This window comes from Exiguobacterium profundum, from assembly GCF_001909285.1.
Lineage (GTDB): Bacteria > Bacillota > Bacilli > Exiguobacteriales > Exiguobacteriaceae > Exiguobacterium > Exiguobacterium profundum.
The window spans coordinates 2401567-2419116 of record NZ_MRSV01000001.1 but is presented as its reverse complement, the minus strand read 5'-3'; the positions used below and the strand labels follow the sequence as shown (position 1 = coordinate 2419116).

Sequence of the window (17550 nt, the reverse complement as noted above, 5' to 3'; positions counted from 1 at the left end):
AGCTTATGCGTTTTCTAATAGTGAGTGATAGTCATGGTTTGACCGAAGAGTTGACGACGATTTTTGAAAGGCACGAGGCGGAAATTGATGACGCCTTCCATTGCGGGGATTCACAACTCGCTCTTGTCGATGAACATTTGTTACCCTATCGAACGGTTCGGGGGAATTGTGATTTCGGTGGAGATCTTCCCCTCGAACGCATCGAGACGACGGATGCCGGTACGATTTTAATCGTTCACGGGCACCATCATGACGTCAAATTCGATTTGAACCGTCTACGGTATCGAGCGGAAGAAGTGGGAGCGAATGTCGTCTTGTTCGGTCACTCGCATGTGGCGGGTGCGCTGATCGAGGACGGGGTTGTCTACATCAACCCAGGTTCGATTCGCATGCCGCGAGGACGGACGGACAAAACGTATGCGTTACTCGATCTCGAAGCGGGGGAAGCAACAGTGCGTTTCTATCGTTCAGAAGACGGTTCTCACGTCGAAGACTTGGACATCTCAGGAAAACTATGAGTTTCGAATGGGAAATCGATTGACAGGAAACCATTTTTCTATTATAGTTTTCATGTCAATGTCCCAATAGCTCAGCAGGATAGAGCAACGGCCTTCAAGACAAATAGGAGCCTTTATAGGGAAACAGAAACCTATAAAGTGGACGACACTATATCGGTGAAGCCTTAACAGATGATGCTGATGGTAATACCGAGGAAACTCATTCCCGATTGGGTCGAGTTGATTCGAATGTCTATGCATGTAGAGGTAGAATCAATGGAGGAGCATCATGCTCGTGAGGTTCCGTAGAGACTACACGTGTCGCACCTGAAACGGTGAAGATATAGTCCAGACTACAAACAACACGATGTTGGTGACGAAAGTCATGGTGGTAAGCTAAGCCGTCGGTCGGGGGTTCGAATCCCTCTTGGGACGCTTCCATTAAAATAGAGACGCTCTCTACGGAGAACGTCTCTTTTTTCATTTTCCGGGAAATCGATTGACAAGGAATCGCGTCCTAACGGAAGATGAAGGGGAATGGAAGAGAGGGTGAGGGAAGATGGAGAAGGAAAAGGATCAGGACTATCCGTTCCCTGGGAATTGGGCGCGTCTGCATAAGATGATTCAGGAGGCAGATGCTTCTGGGGAACGACAGCGGATCGAACCGATTTTATGGGATTGGTATCAGACGATTCCAGGTGACCCGTTTATTTTCATGGAAATCTTCCAATGTGCAATGGAACGGCCGGACGATCCAGAGACACTCGAGAAGCTGCAGGAACTCGTCAGCATCCATATGTCCGAGGCGGAAGAACCGGCCTCAGGTGGGTTGCAGATTGCGCAGTATTACATCATGCGTGACCAACCGTTTGAAGCGGCGCACTGGATCAACCAGTATCTCGAATGGCAGGACAAGAAGGATACGGTAAACACACAGGCACATCAGGTACTTCAAGTGTTGAAGATGACCGAATTTCCGGCGGCAATTGCCAAGTTGAAACGAACGCTGACGCGAGGGAGTACGGGGGAACAGATTGAAGCATTACAACATGTTCACTTTCAAATCGACCCGGTGCTCGACAATGTGCTACATGAACTGCTCGTGTCGGAGCGTCCGAAGCTCGTCAAACTGATCGTGTTGGAAAAAGCGTTTGTCGAACTAGATGTCATCGAATGGACGGATGGGGACGTTTCGAACAAGGTGACACGAACGGAAGCAAAAGCGCAGATTGAAACGTGGGAGCAGACCGTCTTTTCTCTTCAAAAATCAGTTGAAGGCGATGAGATCGGGACCCAGCTGTTGATGAATTACATGTATACGCATTATCCGTATGTGCCGACCGAAAAAGCGGATGTGGAACAGGCGCTCGTAAAGGCGAAACAAGCGATTTTACATGACGAACCGGTCGACGGTTTAGCCGCGGAGATTTTAGAGGCGGACCTTCGCTTTACACAGGCGTTATTAGACTAAATCCTTGTGTGCTTACCGAGGATTTATGCTATAATACGGATTGTTGTACATTTTTGTACGGTATAAACGAATTGTTGGAGGGACTTAGCATGACAGCAAAATGGGAAAAAACATCAGGTAGCCAAGGCGTACTCACGTACGAAGCTCCTGCAGAAGCTTTTGATAAAGCAGTTGACGCCGCATTTAAAACAGTCGTCAAAGACTTGAACGTGCCTGGCTTCCGTAAAGGTAAATTGCCACGCCCAATGTTCAACAAAATGTATGGAGAAGAAGCACTCTATCAAGATGCGCTCGACATTCTCTACCGCGACACAATCCAAGGTGCGGTTGAAGAAGCTGGTTTCGAACCAATCGCGCTCGAAAACATCGATGTAGACGGCACGCTCGAGAAAGGTAAACCAGTCACTTTCAAAGTGACATTCGTGGTTGAGCCAGAAGCTGAGCTTGGCGAATACAAAGGCCTCGAGTACGAAGCTGTTTCAACTGAAGTAACAGAAGATGAAGTAACAGCAGAACTTGAAGCACTTCAACAGCAAGGCGCAGAACTAGCTGTTAAAGAAGGTGCAATCGAAAACGGCGATACAGCTGTATTTGATTTCGCAGGTTTCGCTGACGGTGAGCAGTTCGAAGGCGGCACAGCTGAGAACTACACACTCGAAATCGGTTCTGGTCAATTCATCCCAGGATTCGAAGAGCAAATGATCGGCATGACTGCTGGTGAAGAAAAAGACGTTGAAGTAACATTCCCTGAAGAGTACCACGCTGAAAACTTGGCGGGTAAACCAGCGACATTCAAAGTCAAACTTCACGAAGTCAAAACAAAACAAGTTCCTGAACTCGACGACGAGTTTGCAAAAGACATCGACGAGTCTGTTTCGACACTCGACGAGTTAAAAGCAAGCATCCGTGAGCGTTTAGAAGCTGGTAAGAAACAAGAAGCTGAAGGTACAATGCGCGACCAACTCGTAGAGCAGGCAACTGCTAACGCGACAATCGACGTACCGGAAGTTCTCGTTGAACAAGAAGTTGACCGCATGGTACAAGAGTTCGGTTCACGTGTATCTTCACAAGGAATCGACCTTAACATGTACTTCGAGCTCACTGGTACTTCTGAAGAAGCAATGCGCGAAGAGATGAAAGAGCAAGCTGAAGAGCGCGTAAAAGCTCGTCTCGTCTTGAAAGCAATCGCTGACAAAGAAGCAATCGAAGTATCTGACGAAGATGCTGAGAAAGAGCTTGAAGAAATGTCTAAACTTTACAACATCGCCCCGGACCAACTCCGTACGATGCTCGCTCCGCAAGGTGGACTTGAGACACTTAAAGGTGACCTCAAATTCCGTAAAGCGATCGACATCCTCGTTGAAAACGGTAAAGCGAAGTAAGCTGATATTCGAAAGGACGACTGCCTAGCGGTCGTCCTTTTTTCTGTCACAGCACATTGCATGTGTAATTCTTTGAAGTCGCAATATGTTCATGCTACAATTATTTCAACGCAGAGATGTAAAATGTCTTTTCGCGGTGCATCGCACCAGAAAATTCAAATCGCGATTTATCGCACTTACATCCATTTTCACCACAGAAGGGGTGTATCGAATGTTCAAATTTAACGAGGAAAAGGGGCAACTCAAGTGCTCGTTTTGCGGAAAATCGCAAGAACAAGTTCGTAAGTTAGTCGCCGGTCCTGGCGTATACATTTGCGATGAATGTATCGAACTTTGCAATGAAATTGTTGAGGAAGAGCTCGGTGTAGAGGAAGAAGTTGAATTCAAAGACATTCCAAAACCACAAGAGATTCGTAACATCCTAGACGATTATGTCATTGGTCAAGACCGCGCCAAACGTGCGCTTTCAGTTGCTGTCTATAACCACTATAAACGTATCAACGCCGGTGGCCGTTCGGATGATGTCGAACTTGCGAAGTCGAACATCGTCATGATTGGACCAACGGGTAGCGGAAAAACGCTTCTCGCTCAGACGATGGCTCGCGTCTTGAACGTCCCATTCGCAATCGCGGATGCGACGAGCTTGACGGAAGCTGGTTACGTCGGGGAAGACGTTGAGAATATCTTGCTTAAATTGATTCAATCGGCTGACTATGATGTCGAGAAGGCTGAAAAAGGGATCATCTACATCGATGAAATCGATAAGATTGCCCGTAAGTCTGAAAACCCATCGATTACGCGTGACGTATCCGGTGAAGGCGTTCAGCAGGCGCTCCTTAAAATTCTTGAAGGCACGACAGCAAGCGTACCGCCACAAGGTGGACGTAAGCATCCGCATCAAGAATTTATCCAAATCGACACAACAAACATTCTCTTCATTGTCGGTGGCGCATTCGCCGGCATCGAATCGGTCGTCAAACGCCGAATCGGGAAGAAAGTCATCGGTTTCGGAAACGACCAAGAGAATCGCGAGTTGACGCAAGAGGACTTGCTCGCCCGCGCACTCCCTGAAGACCTTCAAAAATTCGGCTTGATTCCTGAGTTCATCGGACGTTTGCCAGTCATGGCGACGCTCACGACACTCGATGAAGAAGCGCTCGTTGAAATCTTGACGAAGCCGAAAAATGCTCTCGTCCGTCAGTACGAGAAAATGCTCGAGCTTGACGATGTCGAATTGACGTTCACAGACGAAGCATTGATCGAAATCGCCAAACTTGCAATCAAACGTAAGACTGGCGCGCGCGGTCTCCGCTCGATTATCGAAGAAATGATGCTCGATGTGATGTTCACTGTCCCATCGCGTGACGATATCGAGAAAGTCATCATCACGGATGAAACGATTACGGGTCTTGCCGGTCCGAAATACGTCCTTCGTGACGGTACTGTCGAACAGACAGGGGACAACAAAGAGACAGCATAATTCTTTAACGAAGAAGGCTCAAACACTCGGCACATCCGAGTTTTGGGCCTTTTTGCACAGGAGGCGTTGTATATGGAAAAATTACCAATCCTTCCTTTGCGAGGAGTCGTCGTATATCCGCTCATCGGTGTGACCATCGATGTCGGACGCCCGTTATCCCTTCGGGCGCTCCTTGCTGCAAAGGAGCATGAAACAGATTTGATTGTCGTGACACAGAAAGAAACAGGGAACGAGTCACCGGAACCTGAAGACTTATACACGGTTGGAACGCGTGTCCACATCGCGAAGATGAGTGAACTGTCGAACGAGACGATTCGGGTTCGGATCGTCGGGAAAGAGCGCGTCCGTGTCGACTCGGTCGAATCGACGGATGAAGGTTGGTTCGCCAACATCGAACCGGTCGAACTCGTAGAAGGGGAAGAGGTTGAACGAACAGCACTCGTCCGTCTGTTGAAAGAACAGTTCGGAAAACTCGTCGCAAACATTAAGGGTATGTCGCCAGATGAGCGTCGCCGTTTCGAGATGTATGAGCGGCTTGAATCACTCACGGACTATATCACGTCAAAACTCGATGTCGACGTCGAGCTTCGCCAAGCGATGCTCGAAGAGGCAGATGCCGTCAAGCGAGGACTTGAACTGCTTGAAATCATCGCACATGAAGTCGAAGTGATTGAGCTCGAGCAAGAGATGCGTGAGCGGACGAAGAAGTCAATTGAGCAGTCACAGCGCGAGTACTACTTACGAGAACAAATGAAGACGATCCAACAAGAACTCGGTGACCAGACGCAAGAGTCAGAACCGAACCGCCTTCGTGAGAAGCTAGAGGCGCTCGACTTGCCAGAGACGACGCGGAAGAACGTCATGCGTGAAGCGGAACGATTGAACGTCGTGCCGCAGACGTCTCCGGAGTATGCGGTCATCCGTAACTACCTCGACTGGGTCACCTCTCTTCCGTGGGGCATTGAGACGGAAGATAAGCTTGACGTGAAACATGCGGCAGACGTCCTTGATGATGACCATTACGGCTTAGAATCGGTAAAAGACCGTATCCTCGAGTATTTGGCCGTCCGCCAGTTGACGAACTCGCTTCGTGGACCAATCCTCTGTCTCGCCGGACCTCCAGGGGTCGGGAAGACGTCACTCGCCCGTTCGATCGCCTCGGCACTTGAACGTCACTTCGTTCGTGTCTCACTCGGTGGTGTGCGTGATGAGGCGGAAATCCGTGGGCACCGTCGTACGTATATCGGTGCGATGCCAGGACGGATCATCCGTGGGCTGAAGCAAGCGGAAAGCAAAAACCCGGTCTTCTTGCTCGATGAGATCGACAAGATGGCTTCTGACTTCAGAGGGGACCCGGCGTCCGCGATGCTAGAAGTGCTCGACCCGGAACAAAACGTCTCCTTCTCGGACCACTACATTGAAGAACCGTTCGATTTGTCGAACGTTCTCTTTATCGCAACTGCGAACGATGTCTCACAAATCCCAGCACCGCTTCTTGACCGGATGGAATTGATTCAAATCGGTGGGTACACGGAGCTTGAGAAAGTAGAGATCGCGAAGCGTCACTTGGTGCCGAAACAGTTGACAGAGCACGGATTGAAGAAGAGTCAGTTGACGATTAAAGAAGATGCGCTCTATGAAGTCGTACGTCGTTACACACGTGAAGCCGGCGTCCGGAACTTAGAACGCGTCATCGGATCACTCTGCCGAAAAGCCGCGAAACAAATCGCCATCGGGGAGAAGAAACGGGTCACGATTTCGAAAAAGGCGATTATCACGTATCTCGGGAAGCCGAAGTATCGCTACGGAAAAGGGGAGACCGAGGACTCCATCGGTGCGGTGACAGGCCTTGCCTACACGGCGTTTGGTGGCGACACGCTCACAATCGAAGTGGCGCTCGCTCCAGGGAAAGGCAAACTTCAGTTGACGGGTAAACTCGGTGATGTGATGCAGGAGTCGGCACAAACAGCATATAGCTATGTCCGTGCAAACGCAGAGCGGTTCGGGATTGACCCGACGTTCTATGAGCGACAAGACATTCACATTCACGTGCCAGAGGGTGCCGTGCCAAAAGACGGACCGTCGGCAGGAATCACGATTGCGACGGCCTTGATTTCCGCATTGACCGGGAAGAAAGTCCATCGTGATGTCGGGATGACAGGTGAGATCACACTCCGTGGACGTGTCTTGCCGATCGGCGGATTGAAAGAAAAAGCGCTCGCTGCTCATCGAGCCGGGTTGACGACCATCGTCATTCCGAAAGATAATGAGCGAGACATCGATGATATTCAAGAGACGGTTCGTGAGAAATTGACGTTCGTTCCCGTGACGACACTCGATGAAGTACTAGATGTAGCATTTGGAGGAAATTAAATGAAGATCAACAAAGCAGAGTTTGTGACGAGTGCCGTCGCGCCAGACCATTACCCGGTCCATGAATTGCCGGAAGTGGCACTTGCCGGGCGGTCGAACGTCGGGAAATCGTCGTTCATCAATAAGATTTGCCAACGGAAGGCGCTCGCACGGACGTCTTCGAAACCAGGGAAGACACAGACCCTTAACTTCTTCAACATCAATGATGAGATCATGTTCGTTGACGTTCCGGGATATGGATATGCGAAAGTATCGAAGACGGAACGTGAGAAGTGGGGCGTCATGATGGAACAGTATTTGACGAGTCAAGAGGCGCTTCGCGGCGTCGTCTTACTCGTCGATATCCGTCATGATCCGACGGGTGACGATGTGACGATGTACAACTTCTTGAAACATTATGAGATTCCGGTCATCGTTGTGGCGACGAAACTCGATAAAATCAAGAAGAGTCAGCGTCAAAAACATGAGGCGGCGGTGAAACGCAAGCTTCAATTCGATCCATCTGACCGTTTTGTCGCCTTCTCAGCCGAGACGGCAGAAGGAAAAGACGAGGCGTGGAAAGCGATTTACGCACTCATCACAGAAGGCGAATAAGGAGAAGGCGAAGGGATTCCTTCGCCTTTTTGTTTTTGTCAGCCCGCAAGCGGGTAATTATCGTATAATCATAGTTAGTACATAGTCATCATTGTAAACGAGGTGGAGAAATGCAACGCATGTTTGAAAACAAATGGTATCGCGCCCTCTTTTGGACGCTGACCATCTTTTTAGTCATTTGGGTCGGGACACAGATCTCATTCGTGTTTGAACCGATTCAAGTTATTTTGGCACTCGTCACGGTTCCGCTTATTGTGGCCGGACTCTTCTTTTATTTCCTGGTCGGGATTGTCGACTTCTTAGAGAAACGCTTAAAAGGGAAGAGAACACTAGCTGTAGCCATCACACTGATCGGACTCGTGCTTATTTTTACACTTGTATTCAGTATTCTCGGACCGGTTTTAGGCGAACAAATCACGTCGCTCGTCAACGCTATGCCGAGTATCGCAAAAGAACTTCAGAAACAGGCGTTCGCTGTCCGTGACACGTTGCTACAAAATGAGTTCTTTGCACGCTTCATGGCAGAAAATGACGAGATGTTCCGTAACTTGACAACGAACATCACTTCGTACTTAGGTGATCTGTTCGGAAATATCGCCTCGTCATTTGGGCAAGTCGTTGGTTTCGTGACGTCAGCGGTTATCACGATCGTTGTGATCCCGTTCATGCTTCTTTACATGTTACTCGATGGGAAACGTTTACCAGACGCTATCGTCAAACTCTTACCCTCGAGCTATGAGAAAGAGACGCGCCACATCTTGCATGACATGCACGAGACGGTGCGGAGCTACGTCAATGCACAGTTGCTCGTCGCATTCTTCGTTGGAATCACGTCACTGATCGGTCTATGGATCGTCGGTGTAGATTATGCCATCTTGCTCGCACTCTTCATGATGGTAACAAATATCATCCCTTACGTTGGACCGTTCCTAGGGGCTGCACCGGCAGTGGTCGTGGCATTCATTCAAGATCCGATCAAGGTATTATGGGTCATCGTTGTCATCATCGTCGTGCAACAAATTGAGTCGAACGTCATCTCGCCACTCATTCAAGGGAAGTCGTTAAAAGTACACCCGCTCACGATTATCATCGTCTTGCTCGTGGCAGGAAATTTGGCCGGTATCATCGGAATGCTCATCGCTGTACCGTTTTATGCGGTCGCCAAAACGGTTGTCCAGAATATCGTTCGCATCTATAAATTACGAGAACGTGAGCATTATTTAGACAAAGAGGAGCCCGAGAGTCCGATTATTACGGACCCGAACTCGCCAAATCCATAAGAAAAAAGGGTAGGAATGGAGTTTCGCCATTTCTACTTCTTTTTGTCACAAAAAGTTCTTATTTTATTTCAGGAAAATCAAACAGAAGATTATAGTTACCAGATAAGAACTGTTATAATGTACGGTAGAGATTGAAAAAAAGAAGAGACAACCGTCGGTGGATTTTAGATGAGGGGAAGAGATACATGCATATTGTCGTAGTTGGACTAAATAACAAGACAGCCCCTGTCGCGATTCGGGAGCAGTTCTCGTTTGGGGAGCAAGAAATCGTGGATGCGATGATTGCACTTCGCGAAGAGAAGAGCATTTTCGAGTCGGTTATTTTGTCTACGTGTAACCGGACGGAGCTGTACGTCGTGACAGATCAACTCCATACTGGACGTTATTACACGAAACGTTTCTTGGCGAACTGGTTCAACCTAGAGATGGAGCAGTTCACACCATACTTGTCGATTCGAGAAGGGGAAGAGGCGATTCGCCACTTGTTCCGTGTCACTTCGGGCCTCGACTCGATGATCATCGGGGAAACACAAATTTTAGGTCAAGTGAAGACGAGTTTCTTCCGTGCCCAGGAGCATGGAACGACAGGAACGGTCTTCAACAAATTATTCAAAGAAGCGGTCACACTCGCCAAGCGCGCCCATACGGACACGCAAATTGGGGAAATGTCTGTATCGGTCAGTTCGGCTGCCGTGACGCTCGCACAAGAGATGTATCAACAGCTTGAAGACAAACAAGTCGTCGTCGTCGGAGCCGGTGAGACGGGTGAATTGACGACACTCAACTTATTTGAAGCAGGTGCGAAACAAATCGCTGTCTTCAACCGGACGGAGAGCAAAGCAAAAGCTGTAGCGGATAAGTTCAAAGGCCGTGCCCATTCGATTCGTGAAATCGCATGTGGATTACTTGATGCAGATATTTTGATTAGTTCGACCGGGGCGAAGGATGCCGTCATTGGATACGACGATGTAGCGGCTGCACAGTTGTTGCGCCGCGAACGTCCGCTTCTTCTCATTGACATCGCTGTGCCGCGAGATATCGATCCAGCGGTCGCGACACTTCCGGGTGTGCATTTGTTCGATGTCGATGATTTGAACGGAATCGTAAACAAAAATCTTGAAGCGCGTCTCGTCGAGGCTGAAAAGATTGAAATGAAAATCGATGAAGCGATTCAAGAGTTCCAAACATGGCTCATCACGCTTGGTGTCGTGCCAATCATGAACGAGTTGCGTGCTCGTGCCCTTGATATTCAAGAAGATACGATGACGAGTCTTGAGCGTAAGCTCGACCATTTGTCAGCACGAGACAAGAAAGTCATCGGGAAGCACATGAAGTCGATCATCAATCAAATGCTTCGTGACCCGATTGACTACATTAAAGATGCAGCGGCTCAACCGGATGCGAACGTTCGAATCGCTCAATTCATCGAGACGTTCGGACTTGATGTCGAGTTGCCGGAACAACCTGTAGACGAAGTGGAAGAAACAGATGCCACTTCTGCCAAAGCACCACTTCGCGCATTGATGCGCTAACAAGACAAAAAGGCGACGCGTGTCGCCTTTTTCTATGAAGGAGAGATTGAACATGCGGAAAATCATTGTCGGCTCACGCCGTTCCCAACTCGCCATGACTCAAACAAAATGGGTCATCGAGCAGTTGAAGCAAGCTGGAGCAAAGAACGAGTTCGAGATTAAAGAAATCGTGACGAAAGGTGACCAAATCGTCGACGTGCAATTGTCGAAAGTCGGTGGGAAAGGGTTGTTCGTCAAAGAGATTCAACAACAGATGCTCGATGGGGACATCGATTTCGCCGTACACAGCATGAAAGACGTTCCGGCCGAACTACCAGAAGAACTCTATATTAGCTGCATGCCGAAACGTGTCGATGCGCGTGACGTCCTCATCTGTGAGAACGGCTACACGTTCGAGACGCTTCCAAAAGGTTCGATTGTCGGAACGAGCTCACTCCGTCGTGGTGCTCAAATCTTGGCAGCCCGTCCTGACCTTGAGATTCAATGGATTCGTGGAAACATCGACACGCGTCTGAAGAAGTTAGACTCCGAGAACTACAATGCCATCTTGCTCGCGAAAGCAGGACTCGAGCGGATGGGATGGACGGATCGTGTCGATTTTGAAGCGCTCGACCCGGACGTCATGGTACCGGCTGTCGGCCAGGGCGTACTCGCCATCGAGAGCCGCAAGGACGATGCAGAAGTGACAGCAGTGCTTCAATTGTTGCATGATGATGTGACGGCGAAAGCGGCTACAGCAGAGCGCACCTTCTTAAAAGCGATCGAAGGAAGTTGTCACGTACCGGTCGGCGGTTATGCGACGGTCGACGGTGACGACGTGACACTGACAGGTCTCATCGCGTCAGTGGACGGGAAAGAAGTGCTTCGCGTGACGAAAACGTCAACGGACGGAATCGCACTCGGAATGGACGTCGCAGAAGAATTGCTCGGTCGTGGCGGGCGTGAAATCCTCGCCTCGGTCAATGAGTGACGTTTGGTACACGGGAACGAAACGAATGACCGCTTCGCAACGGGCACGGCTCGAGGCGAGCGGTCTTTCCGTTCATCATGTCCCGCTCATTCAAACGAGAGAGACGTATACACCGCCACCCGTGGAACGATTCGATTGGCTCGTCGTCACGAGTCAAAACGCGGTGCAAGCCCTTCGGAATCTGACGCGTGACGTCAAGGTCGCCGCTGTCGGAGAGAAGACGAAGCGGGCGCTTGAAGCGGAGGGCTTTACCGTCTCACTCATGCCGGAGACGTATACGGGTGAGGCGCTTTTTGAGCAGTTATCTGACGTTGTTTCGACCGATGATGTCGTCTTGTTTGCACGTGGCAATTTGGCGAACATGTCGCATATGTCGATGCTGCCTTGCGTGTATGACTGGGTCGTGTATGAGACGATTCCAATCCGATTGACCTCGGCCCAACAACAACAACTCGAGACGGTGAAGGCGTTACTCGTCTTGAGTCCGTCGGCCGTCGATGCGCTCACACCACACTTGTCCCACTTCAACGGGACGTGGTACGCCATTGGCGAAGTGACCGAACGCGCCGTCCGACAAGTGTCGACATTACCGGTACGAGTGCCAGAATGTTATACTATGGATGCATTAATACAGTGTGTAGGGGAGGATTTTTCATGAACCAGTTTGACCGTCACCGTCGTCTTCGCTCATCGAAGTCGATGCGTGCCCTCGTACGTGAAAATCATGTTCGAAAAGAAGATTTGATTTACCCGCTCTTCATCATTGAAGGGACTAACATTAAACGTGAAGTCAGCTCGATGCCTGGCGTCTTCAATTATTCACTTGACCGACTCGAAGAAGAGATTAAAGAAATCGTCGACCTCGGTCTTCAATCTGTGCTTTTGTTCGGTGTGCCGGAACATAAAGACCCGGAAGGCAGCGAAGCGTATCATGACCACGGCATCGTCCAGGAAGCGATTCGTAAAGTGAAGGAGTGGGCGCCACAGCTCACGGTCATCGCCGATACGTGCCTTTGTGAGTACACGTCGACAGGTCACTGTGGTCTCGTGAAGGATGGGGACGTCGATAACGACGCATCACTTCCACTTCACGTCCAGACAGCCATTACGCAAGCACAAGCGGGTGCCGATGTCATCGCACCGAGCTCGATGATGGATGGATTCGTCGCAGCTATCCGTGAAGGTCTCGACCAAAACGGATTCAGTCACATTCCAATCATGAGCTACGGCGTCAAATATGCGTCTGCGTATTACGGACCGTTCCGTGACGCAGCCCAATCGGCTCCTGGTGAAGGCGACCGTAAAGGGTATCAGATGGACCCGGCGAACCGTCGTGAGGCGTTCCGTGAGTCACAATCGGACGTCGAACAAGGTGCCGACTTCATGATCGTCAAACCGGCTCTCGCGTTCATGGACATTATCCGTGACATGCGCGACTCACTCGATATGCCAATCGTGGCGTATAACGTGAGCGGTGAGTATGCGATGATCAAAGCCGCGTCACTCAACGACTGGGTCGATGAAGAACGCATCGTCATGGAGACGATGGTCGGATTCAAACGTGCCGGTGCCGATCTCATCGTCACGTATTTCGCAAAAGACGTCTGTCGCTATTTGGAAGGAGACTACGCATGACATACAACCAAACGCGCTCACAGGAAGCGTTCGAACAAGCTCGTCCACTCATGCCAGGCGGTGTCAACAGCCCGGTCCGTGCCTATAAATCGGTCGGGATGACGCCAATTTTCGCCGAACGTGGTGAAGGCTCACGCGTCTATGACATCGATGGCAACGAATATATCGATTACGTCCTCTCATGGGGACCACTCATCCTCGGTCACCGTGATCCGGTCGTCACGAAAGCGATCCAAGAACAAGCTGAAAAAGGCTGGACGTTCGGGACGCCGACCGAGCTTGAGACGAAGATGGCAGAACTCGTCATCGACCGTGTCCCATCGATCGAGATGGTCCGCATGGTCAACTCGGGAACGGAAGCGACGATGGCGGCACTTCGCCTCGCACGCGGCTATACCGGAAAGACAAAGATTTTGAAATTCGAAGGATGTTACCACGGACACGGTGACTCGCTTCTCATCAAAGCCGGGTCTGGCGTCGCGACGCTCGGTCTTCCAGACTCACCAGGTGTACCGAAAGAGCTCGCGAGCCATACGCTCACGGTTCCTTACAATGACTTGGACGCAGTCCGCGTCGCCTTTGAAAAATACGGTGATGATCTCGCTGGCGTCATCGTCGAACCAGCAGCAGGAAACATGGGTTTCGTGCCACCACAACCAGGGTTCCTCGAAGGACTTCGTGAGATCACGGAACAAAACGGCGCGCTCCTCATCTTTGATGAGGTCATGACGGGCTTCCGTGTCGGGTACAACTGTGCACAAGGGTACTTCGGTGTCACACCGGACCTCACATGTCTCGGAAAAGTCATCGGCGGCGGACTTCCGGTCGGTGCATACGGTGGGAAACGCGAGATCATGGAACAGATTGCACCACAAGGTCCAATCTATCAAGCAGGTACGCTCTCGGGTAACCCTCTCGCGATGATTGCTGGTTACACGACACTCTCGCAACTCAAACCTGAGCACTACGCCGAGTTCGAGCGTAAAGCAGACCGTCTCGCCGAAGGCTTCACGCAGGCTGGTGAGAAATACAACATCCCACACGACACGAACCGTGCTGGCTCGATGTTCGGTTTCTTCTTCACGAACGAGAAAGTGACGAACTTCGAGAAAGCGAAGTCGGCAAACCTCGAGATGTTCCGTTCGTACTATCAGAAGATGGCGGCGCGCGGCGTCTTCTTGCCACCGTCACAGTTCGAAGGATTGTTCCTATCGACGGCTCATACGGACGAGGATATCGAGAAGACGATCGCAGCGGTCGAGGCGACGTTCAAGGAGCTTCAAGAAGAGTTTTCACTCTAATCTTGACTGCTGACGTTTCTGTCGCTACAATTATTTAACAGATACGATGAAAAGCATTGATGAGGAGTAGTACGCATCCTCCATTCCTTTTAGAGACGCGACCGCTTGGTGAAAGGTTGCGAGGGATGGACGCGGAAGTCGCCTCGGAGCTGACTTTCTGAATGGAGTAGGAAAGTTCGGTCCATCGACCGTTATTCGATTTTGAGTGCGCCACTTTTTGGCGAACTAAGGTGGTACCGCGGAAGATCACGGCTTCTTTCGTCCTTAGCGTATAGGACGAGAGAAGCCGTTTTTGTGTTCACCAATAACATAGAGGAGGCGCTACACATGGCCCATGAGACAAATGAAATCACCATGCCGACGAAGTACGACCCAAGTGCGACGGAGTCAAAATGGTACGACTACTGGTTAGAGAACGATGTATTTAAAGCAGACGAGGACGATTCGAAACAACCGTACACGATTGTCATCCCACCACCGAACGTTACCGGGAAACTTCACCTCGGTCACGCCTGGGATACGACGCTCCAAGATTTATTGACACGCCTCAAGCGTATGCAAGGCTATGACGTGCTCTGGCTCCCAGGGATGGACCACGCCGGGATTGCGACACAAGCGAAAGTCGAGCAAAAGCTCCGTGAAGAAGGCGTCATGCGTTACGACCTCGGACGTGAAAAGTTCCTCGAGAAGACGTGGGAATGGAAAGACGAGTACGCGAAGACGATTCGCGACCAATGGTCAAAACTTGGTCTCGGTCTCGACTACTCGCGTGAGCGCTTCACACTCGACGAAGGGCTCTCAAAAGCCGTTCAAGAAGTATTCGTCCGTCTTTATGAAAAAGGCTTGATTTACCGTGGCGAATACATCGTCAACTGGGACCCGGCTCAAAAGACGGCCGTTTCAGATATCGAGGTCATTTACCAAGAAGTCGAGGGTGCATTCTATCACATGAAATACCCACTCGCTGACGGTTCGGGTCACATCGAGATCGCGACGACACGTCCCGAGACGATGCTCGGTGATACGGCGGTTGCCGTCAACCCGAAAGATGAGCGTTACACACACCTCATCGGCAAGACGATCATGCTTCCAGTCATGAACCGTGAAATCCCGATCGTTGCCGACGACTATGTCGACATGGAGTTCGGTACAGGTTGCGTGAAGATCACGCCAGCACACGACCCGAACGACTTTGAAATCGGAAACCGCCACGAGCTTCCACGCATCCTCGTCATGGATGAAGGCGGGAAGATGAACGAGAATGCTGGTAAGTACGAAGGGCTCGACCGCTTCGAATGCCGCAAGCAACTCGTCAAAGACCTTGAGGCGGACGGCACACTCGTGAAGATTGAGCCGCACACGCACTCGGTAGGTCATTCGGAACGTTCTGGCGCGGTCATCGAACCATATCTTTCGAAACAATGGTTTGTTGATATGGAGCCACTCTCGAAAGCAGCACTTGAAGCACAAGGGAACGACGATACGAAAGTCAACTTCGTCCCAGAGCGCTTCGAAGGCACATACCTCCGTTGGATGGAGAACATCCGCGACTGGTGTATCAGCCGCCAACTTTGGTGGGGCCACCGCATCCCGGCTTGGTACCATAACGAGACAGGTGAAGTATATGTAGGGAAAGAGGCGCCAGCGGACAGTGAGAACTGGACACAAGACGAAGACGTTCTTGACACATGGTTCTCGTCAGCACTCTGGCCGTTCTCAACGATGGGCTGGCCGGATACGGACGCACCGGACTTCAACCGTTACTTCCCGACGAGCGCGCTCGTCACGGGATACGACATCATCTTCTTCTGGGTATCGCGTATGATCTTCCAATCACTCGAGTTCACAGGGAAGCAACCGTTCAACGATGTCCTCATCCACGGTCTCATCCGTGACTCGGAAGGACGCAAGATGTCGAAATCTCTCGGTAACGGCGTTGACCCGATGGAAGTTATCGACCAATACGGAGCGGATTCACTCCGTTGGTTCCTCCTCACAGGTTCGACACCAGGGAACGACCTTCGTTTCTATTGGGAGAAGATCGAGTCGACATGGAACTTTGCGAACAAGATTTGGAACGCAAGTCGTTTCGCGCTCATGAACATGGATGGGCTCAAAGTCGAAGACATCGACCTCACGGGCGAGAAGACGCTTGCCGATAAGTGGATCTTGACACGCTTGAACGACACGATTGACCAAGTGACACGCCTCGTCGACAAGTACGAGTTCGGTGAAGCTGGTCGTTACTTGTACAACTTCATCTGGGAAGAGTTCTGTAACTGGTACATCGAGATGGCGAAACTCACGCTCTATGGTGAGGATGAAGCGGCGAAGCACACGACACGTTCGGTCCTCGCGCATACGCTCGATTCGATCATGCGTCTCATGCACCCGTTCATGCCGTTCCTCACAGAAGAAATTTGGCAACACTTGCCGCACGAAGGCGATTCAATCGTTCGTGCAAGCTACCCGACGCGTCGTGACGATCTTCATTTCGCAGACTCGGTTCCAACGTTTGAAGCTGTGATGAACGTCATCCGCTCGGTTCGTAACATCCGTGCCGAAGTGAACGCACCGATGTCGAAACCGATCCAGCTCTTCATCTCGACGAGTGATGATGCGACACAAGGTTACTTGAGCGCGAACGAAATGACGATCGGCAAGTTCACGAATGCGACAGAGCTTGAGATCGGACGTGGTCTCACGGCTCCGGACAAGTCGATGTCCGCGATCATGACGGGAGCGGAGCTCTTCATCCCGCTCGCAGACCTCATCAACTTCGAAGAAGAAATCGCTCGTCTTGAAAAAGAAGTGGCGAAGTATGAGAAAGAAGTCGAGCGCGTGCAGAAGAAACTCGGAAACCAAGGCTTCATCGCCAAGGCGCCGGCTCACGTCATCGACGAAGAGAAAGCAAAAGAAAAAGACTACCTCGACAAGCGTGACGCGGTCCGCGCCCGTTTGGAAGAGTTGCGTAAGTAAGACTCACACCTTCTTTGGAGATTGATTCTCTGAAGAAGGTTTTTTTGTGTTTTGGT

Annotated in this window: 13 protein-coding genes and 1 other annotated feature; all 13 genes read left to right on the top strand. The window is 50.6% G+C overall.

Going from position 1 to position 17550, the window contains the following annotated elements; translation table 11 throughout:
- Positions 1-5 precede the first annotated feature (5 nt).
- Complete coding sequence (locus BBB58_RS12475; protein ID WP_015881110.1) at positions 6-518, top strand: metallophosphoesterase family protein; 513 nt, start codon at positions 6-8, stop codon at positions 516-518.
- A gap of 538 nt (positions 519-1056) precedes the next feature.
- The gene (locus BBB58_RS12470) at positions 1057-1968 is read left to right on the top strand and encodes a hypothetical protein (RefSeq protein ID WP_074037534.1); all 912 of its coding nucleotides are present in this window, start codon (positions 1057-1059) and stop codon (positions 1966-1968) included.
- Positions 1969-2057: 89 nt separating this feature from the next.
- Positions 2058-3350 carry a trigger factor gene (gene tig, locus BBB58_RS12465; RefSeq protein ID WP_074037532.1) on the top strand — a complete coding sequence of 431 codons (1293 nt, stop codon included), beginning with the start codon at positions 2058-2060 and terminating at the stop codon, positions 3348-3350.
- Positions 3351-3561: 211 nt separating this feature from the next.
- Positions 3562-4830, top strand: a complete 1269-nt coding sequence (clpX, locus tag BBB58_RS12460) for an ATP-dependent protease ATP-binding subunit ClpX (RefSeq protein WP_015881113.1) — start codon at positions 3562-3564, stop codon at positions 4828-4830.
- A gap of 72 nt (positions 4831-4902) precedes the next feature.
- A complete protein-coding gene (lon, locus tag BBB58_RS12455) occupies positions 4903-7203 on the top strand; it encodes an endopeptidase La (RefSeq protein WP_074037530.1) in 2301 nt (766 codons plus the stop codon).
- Positions 7204-7797, top strand: coding sequence for a ribosome biogenesis GTP-binding protein YihA/YsxC (gene yihA, locus BBB58_RS12450; protein ID WP_015881115.1), 594 nt, complete (start codon positions 7204-7206; stop codon positions 7795-7797).
- Between the two features lie 110 nt (positions 7798-7907).
- Positions 7908-9077 (top strand): AI-2E family transporter, encoded by a 1170-nt coding sequence (locus tag BBB58_RS12445; RefSeq protein WP_015881116.1) that lies wholly within the window; start codon positions 7908-7910, stop codon positions 9075-9077.
- A 185-nt stretch (positions 9078-9262) separates the two neighbouring features.
- Complete coding sequence (gene hemA, locus BBB58_RS12440) at positions 9263-10609, top strand: glutamyl-tRNA reductase (protein WP_074037529.1); 1347 nt, start codon at positions 9263-9265, stop codon at positions 10607-10609.
- 52 nt (positions 10610-10661) lie between these two features.
- A complete protein-coding gene (hemC, locus tag BBB58_RS12435; protein WP_074037527.1) occupies positions 10662-11579 on the top strand; it encodes a hydroxymethylbilane synthase in 918 nt (305 codons plus the stop codon).
- A 25-nt stretch (positions 11580-11604) separates the two neighbouring features.
- Positions 11605-12237, top strand: coding sequence for a uroporphyrinogen-III synthase (locus BBB58_RS12430; protein WP_074037526.1), 633 nt, complete (start codon positions 11605-11607; stop codon positions 12235-12237).
- The gene (gene hemB / locus BBB58_RS12425; protein ID WP_074037524.1) at positions 12234-13214 is read left to right on the top strand and encodes a porphobilinogen synthase; all 981 of its coding nucleotides are present in this window, start codon (positions 12234-12236) and stop codon (positions 13212-13214) included. Before BBB58_RS12430 ends, hemB begins: the two co-directional genes overlap by 4 nt.
- Positions 13211-14515 (top strand): glutamate-1-semialdehyde 2,1-aminomutase, encoded by a 1305-nt coding sequence (gene hemL, locus BBB58_RS12420; protein ID WP_031421390.1) that lies wholly within the window; start codon positions 13211-13213, stop codon positions 14513-14515. Before hemB ends, hemL begins: the two co-directional genes overlap by 4 nt.
- 47 nt (positions 14516-14562) lie before the next feature.
- Positions 14563-14784 (top strand) — a binding site (T-box leader).
- A gap of 58 nt (positions 14785-14842) precedes the next feature.
- Complete coding sequence (locus BBB58_RS12415; protein WP_074037522.1) at positions 14843-17494, top strand: valine--tRNA ligase; 2652 nt, start codon at positions 14843-14845, stop codon at positions 17492-17494.
- Positions 17495-17550 lie beyond the last annotated feature (56 nt).

What these genes read in the sequence shown, in the direction of transcription:
- yihA (WP_015881115.1), top strand. Translation starts at nt 7,204, where the DNA reads ATGAAGATCAACAAAGCAGAGTTTGTGACGAGTGCCGTCGCGCCAGAC.
- BBB58_RS12445 (WP_015881116.1), top strand. Translation starts at nt 7,908, where the DNA reads ATGCAACGCATGTTTGAAAACAAATGGTATCGCGCCCTCTTTTGGACG.
- tig (WP_074037532.1), top strand. Translation starts at nt 2,058, where the DNA reads ATGACAGCAAAATGGGAAAAAACATCAGGTAGCCAAGGCGTACTCACG.
- hemC (WP_074037527.1), top strand. Translation starts at nt 10,662, where the DNA reads ATGCGGAAAATCATTGTCGGCTCACGCCGTTCCCAACTCGCCATGACT.
- BBB58_RS12430 (WP_074037526.1), top strand. Translation starts at nt 11,605, where the DNA reads ATGACCGCTTCGCAACGGGCACGGCTCGAGGCGAGCGGTCTTTCCGTT.
- BBB58_RS12475 (WP_015881110.1), top strand. Translation starts at nt 6, where the DNA reads ATGCGTTTTCTAATAGTGAGTGATAGTCATGGTTTGACCGAAGAGTTG.
- BBB58_RS12415 (WP_074037522.1), top strand. Translation starts at nt 14,843, where the DNA reads ATGGCCCATGAGACAAATGAAATCACCATGCCGACGAAGTACGACCCA.
- hemA (WP_074037529.1), top strand. Translation starts at nt 9,263, where the DNA reads ATGCATATTGTCGTAGTTGGACTAAATAACAAGACAGCCCCTGTCGCG.
- BBB58_RS12470 (WP_074037534.1), top strand. Translation starts at nt 1,057, where the DNA reads ATGGAGAAGGAAAAGGATCAGGACTATCCGTTCCCTGGGAATTGGGCG.
- hemL (WP_031421390.1), top strand. Translation starts at nt 13,211, where the DNA reads ATGACATACAACCAAACGCGCTCACAGGAAGCGTTCGAACAAGCTCGT.
- lon (WP_074037530.1), top strand. Translation starts at nt 4,903, where the DNA reads ATGGAAAAATTACCAATCCTTCCTTTGCGAGGAGTCGTCGTATATCCG.
- clpX (WP_015881113.1), top strand. Translation starts at nt 3,562, where the DNA reads ATGTTCAAATTTAACGAGGAAAAGGGGCAACTCAAGTGCTCGTTTTGC.
- hemB (WP_074037524.1), top strand. Translation starts at nt 12,234, where the DNA reads ATGAACCAGTTTGACCGTCACCGTCGTCTTCGCTCATCGAAGTCGATG.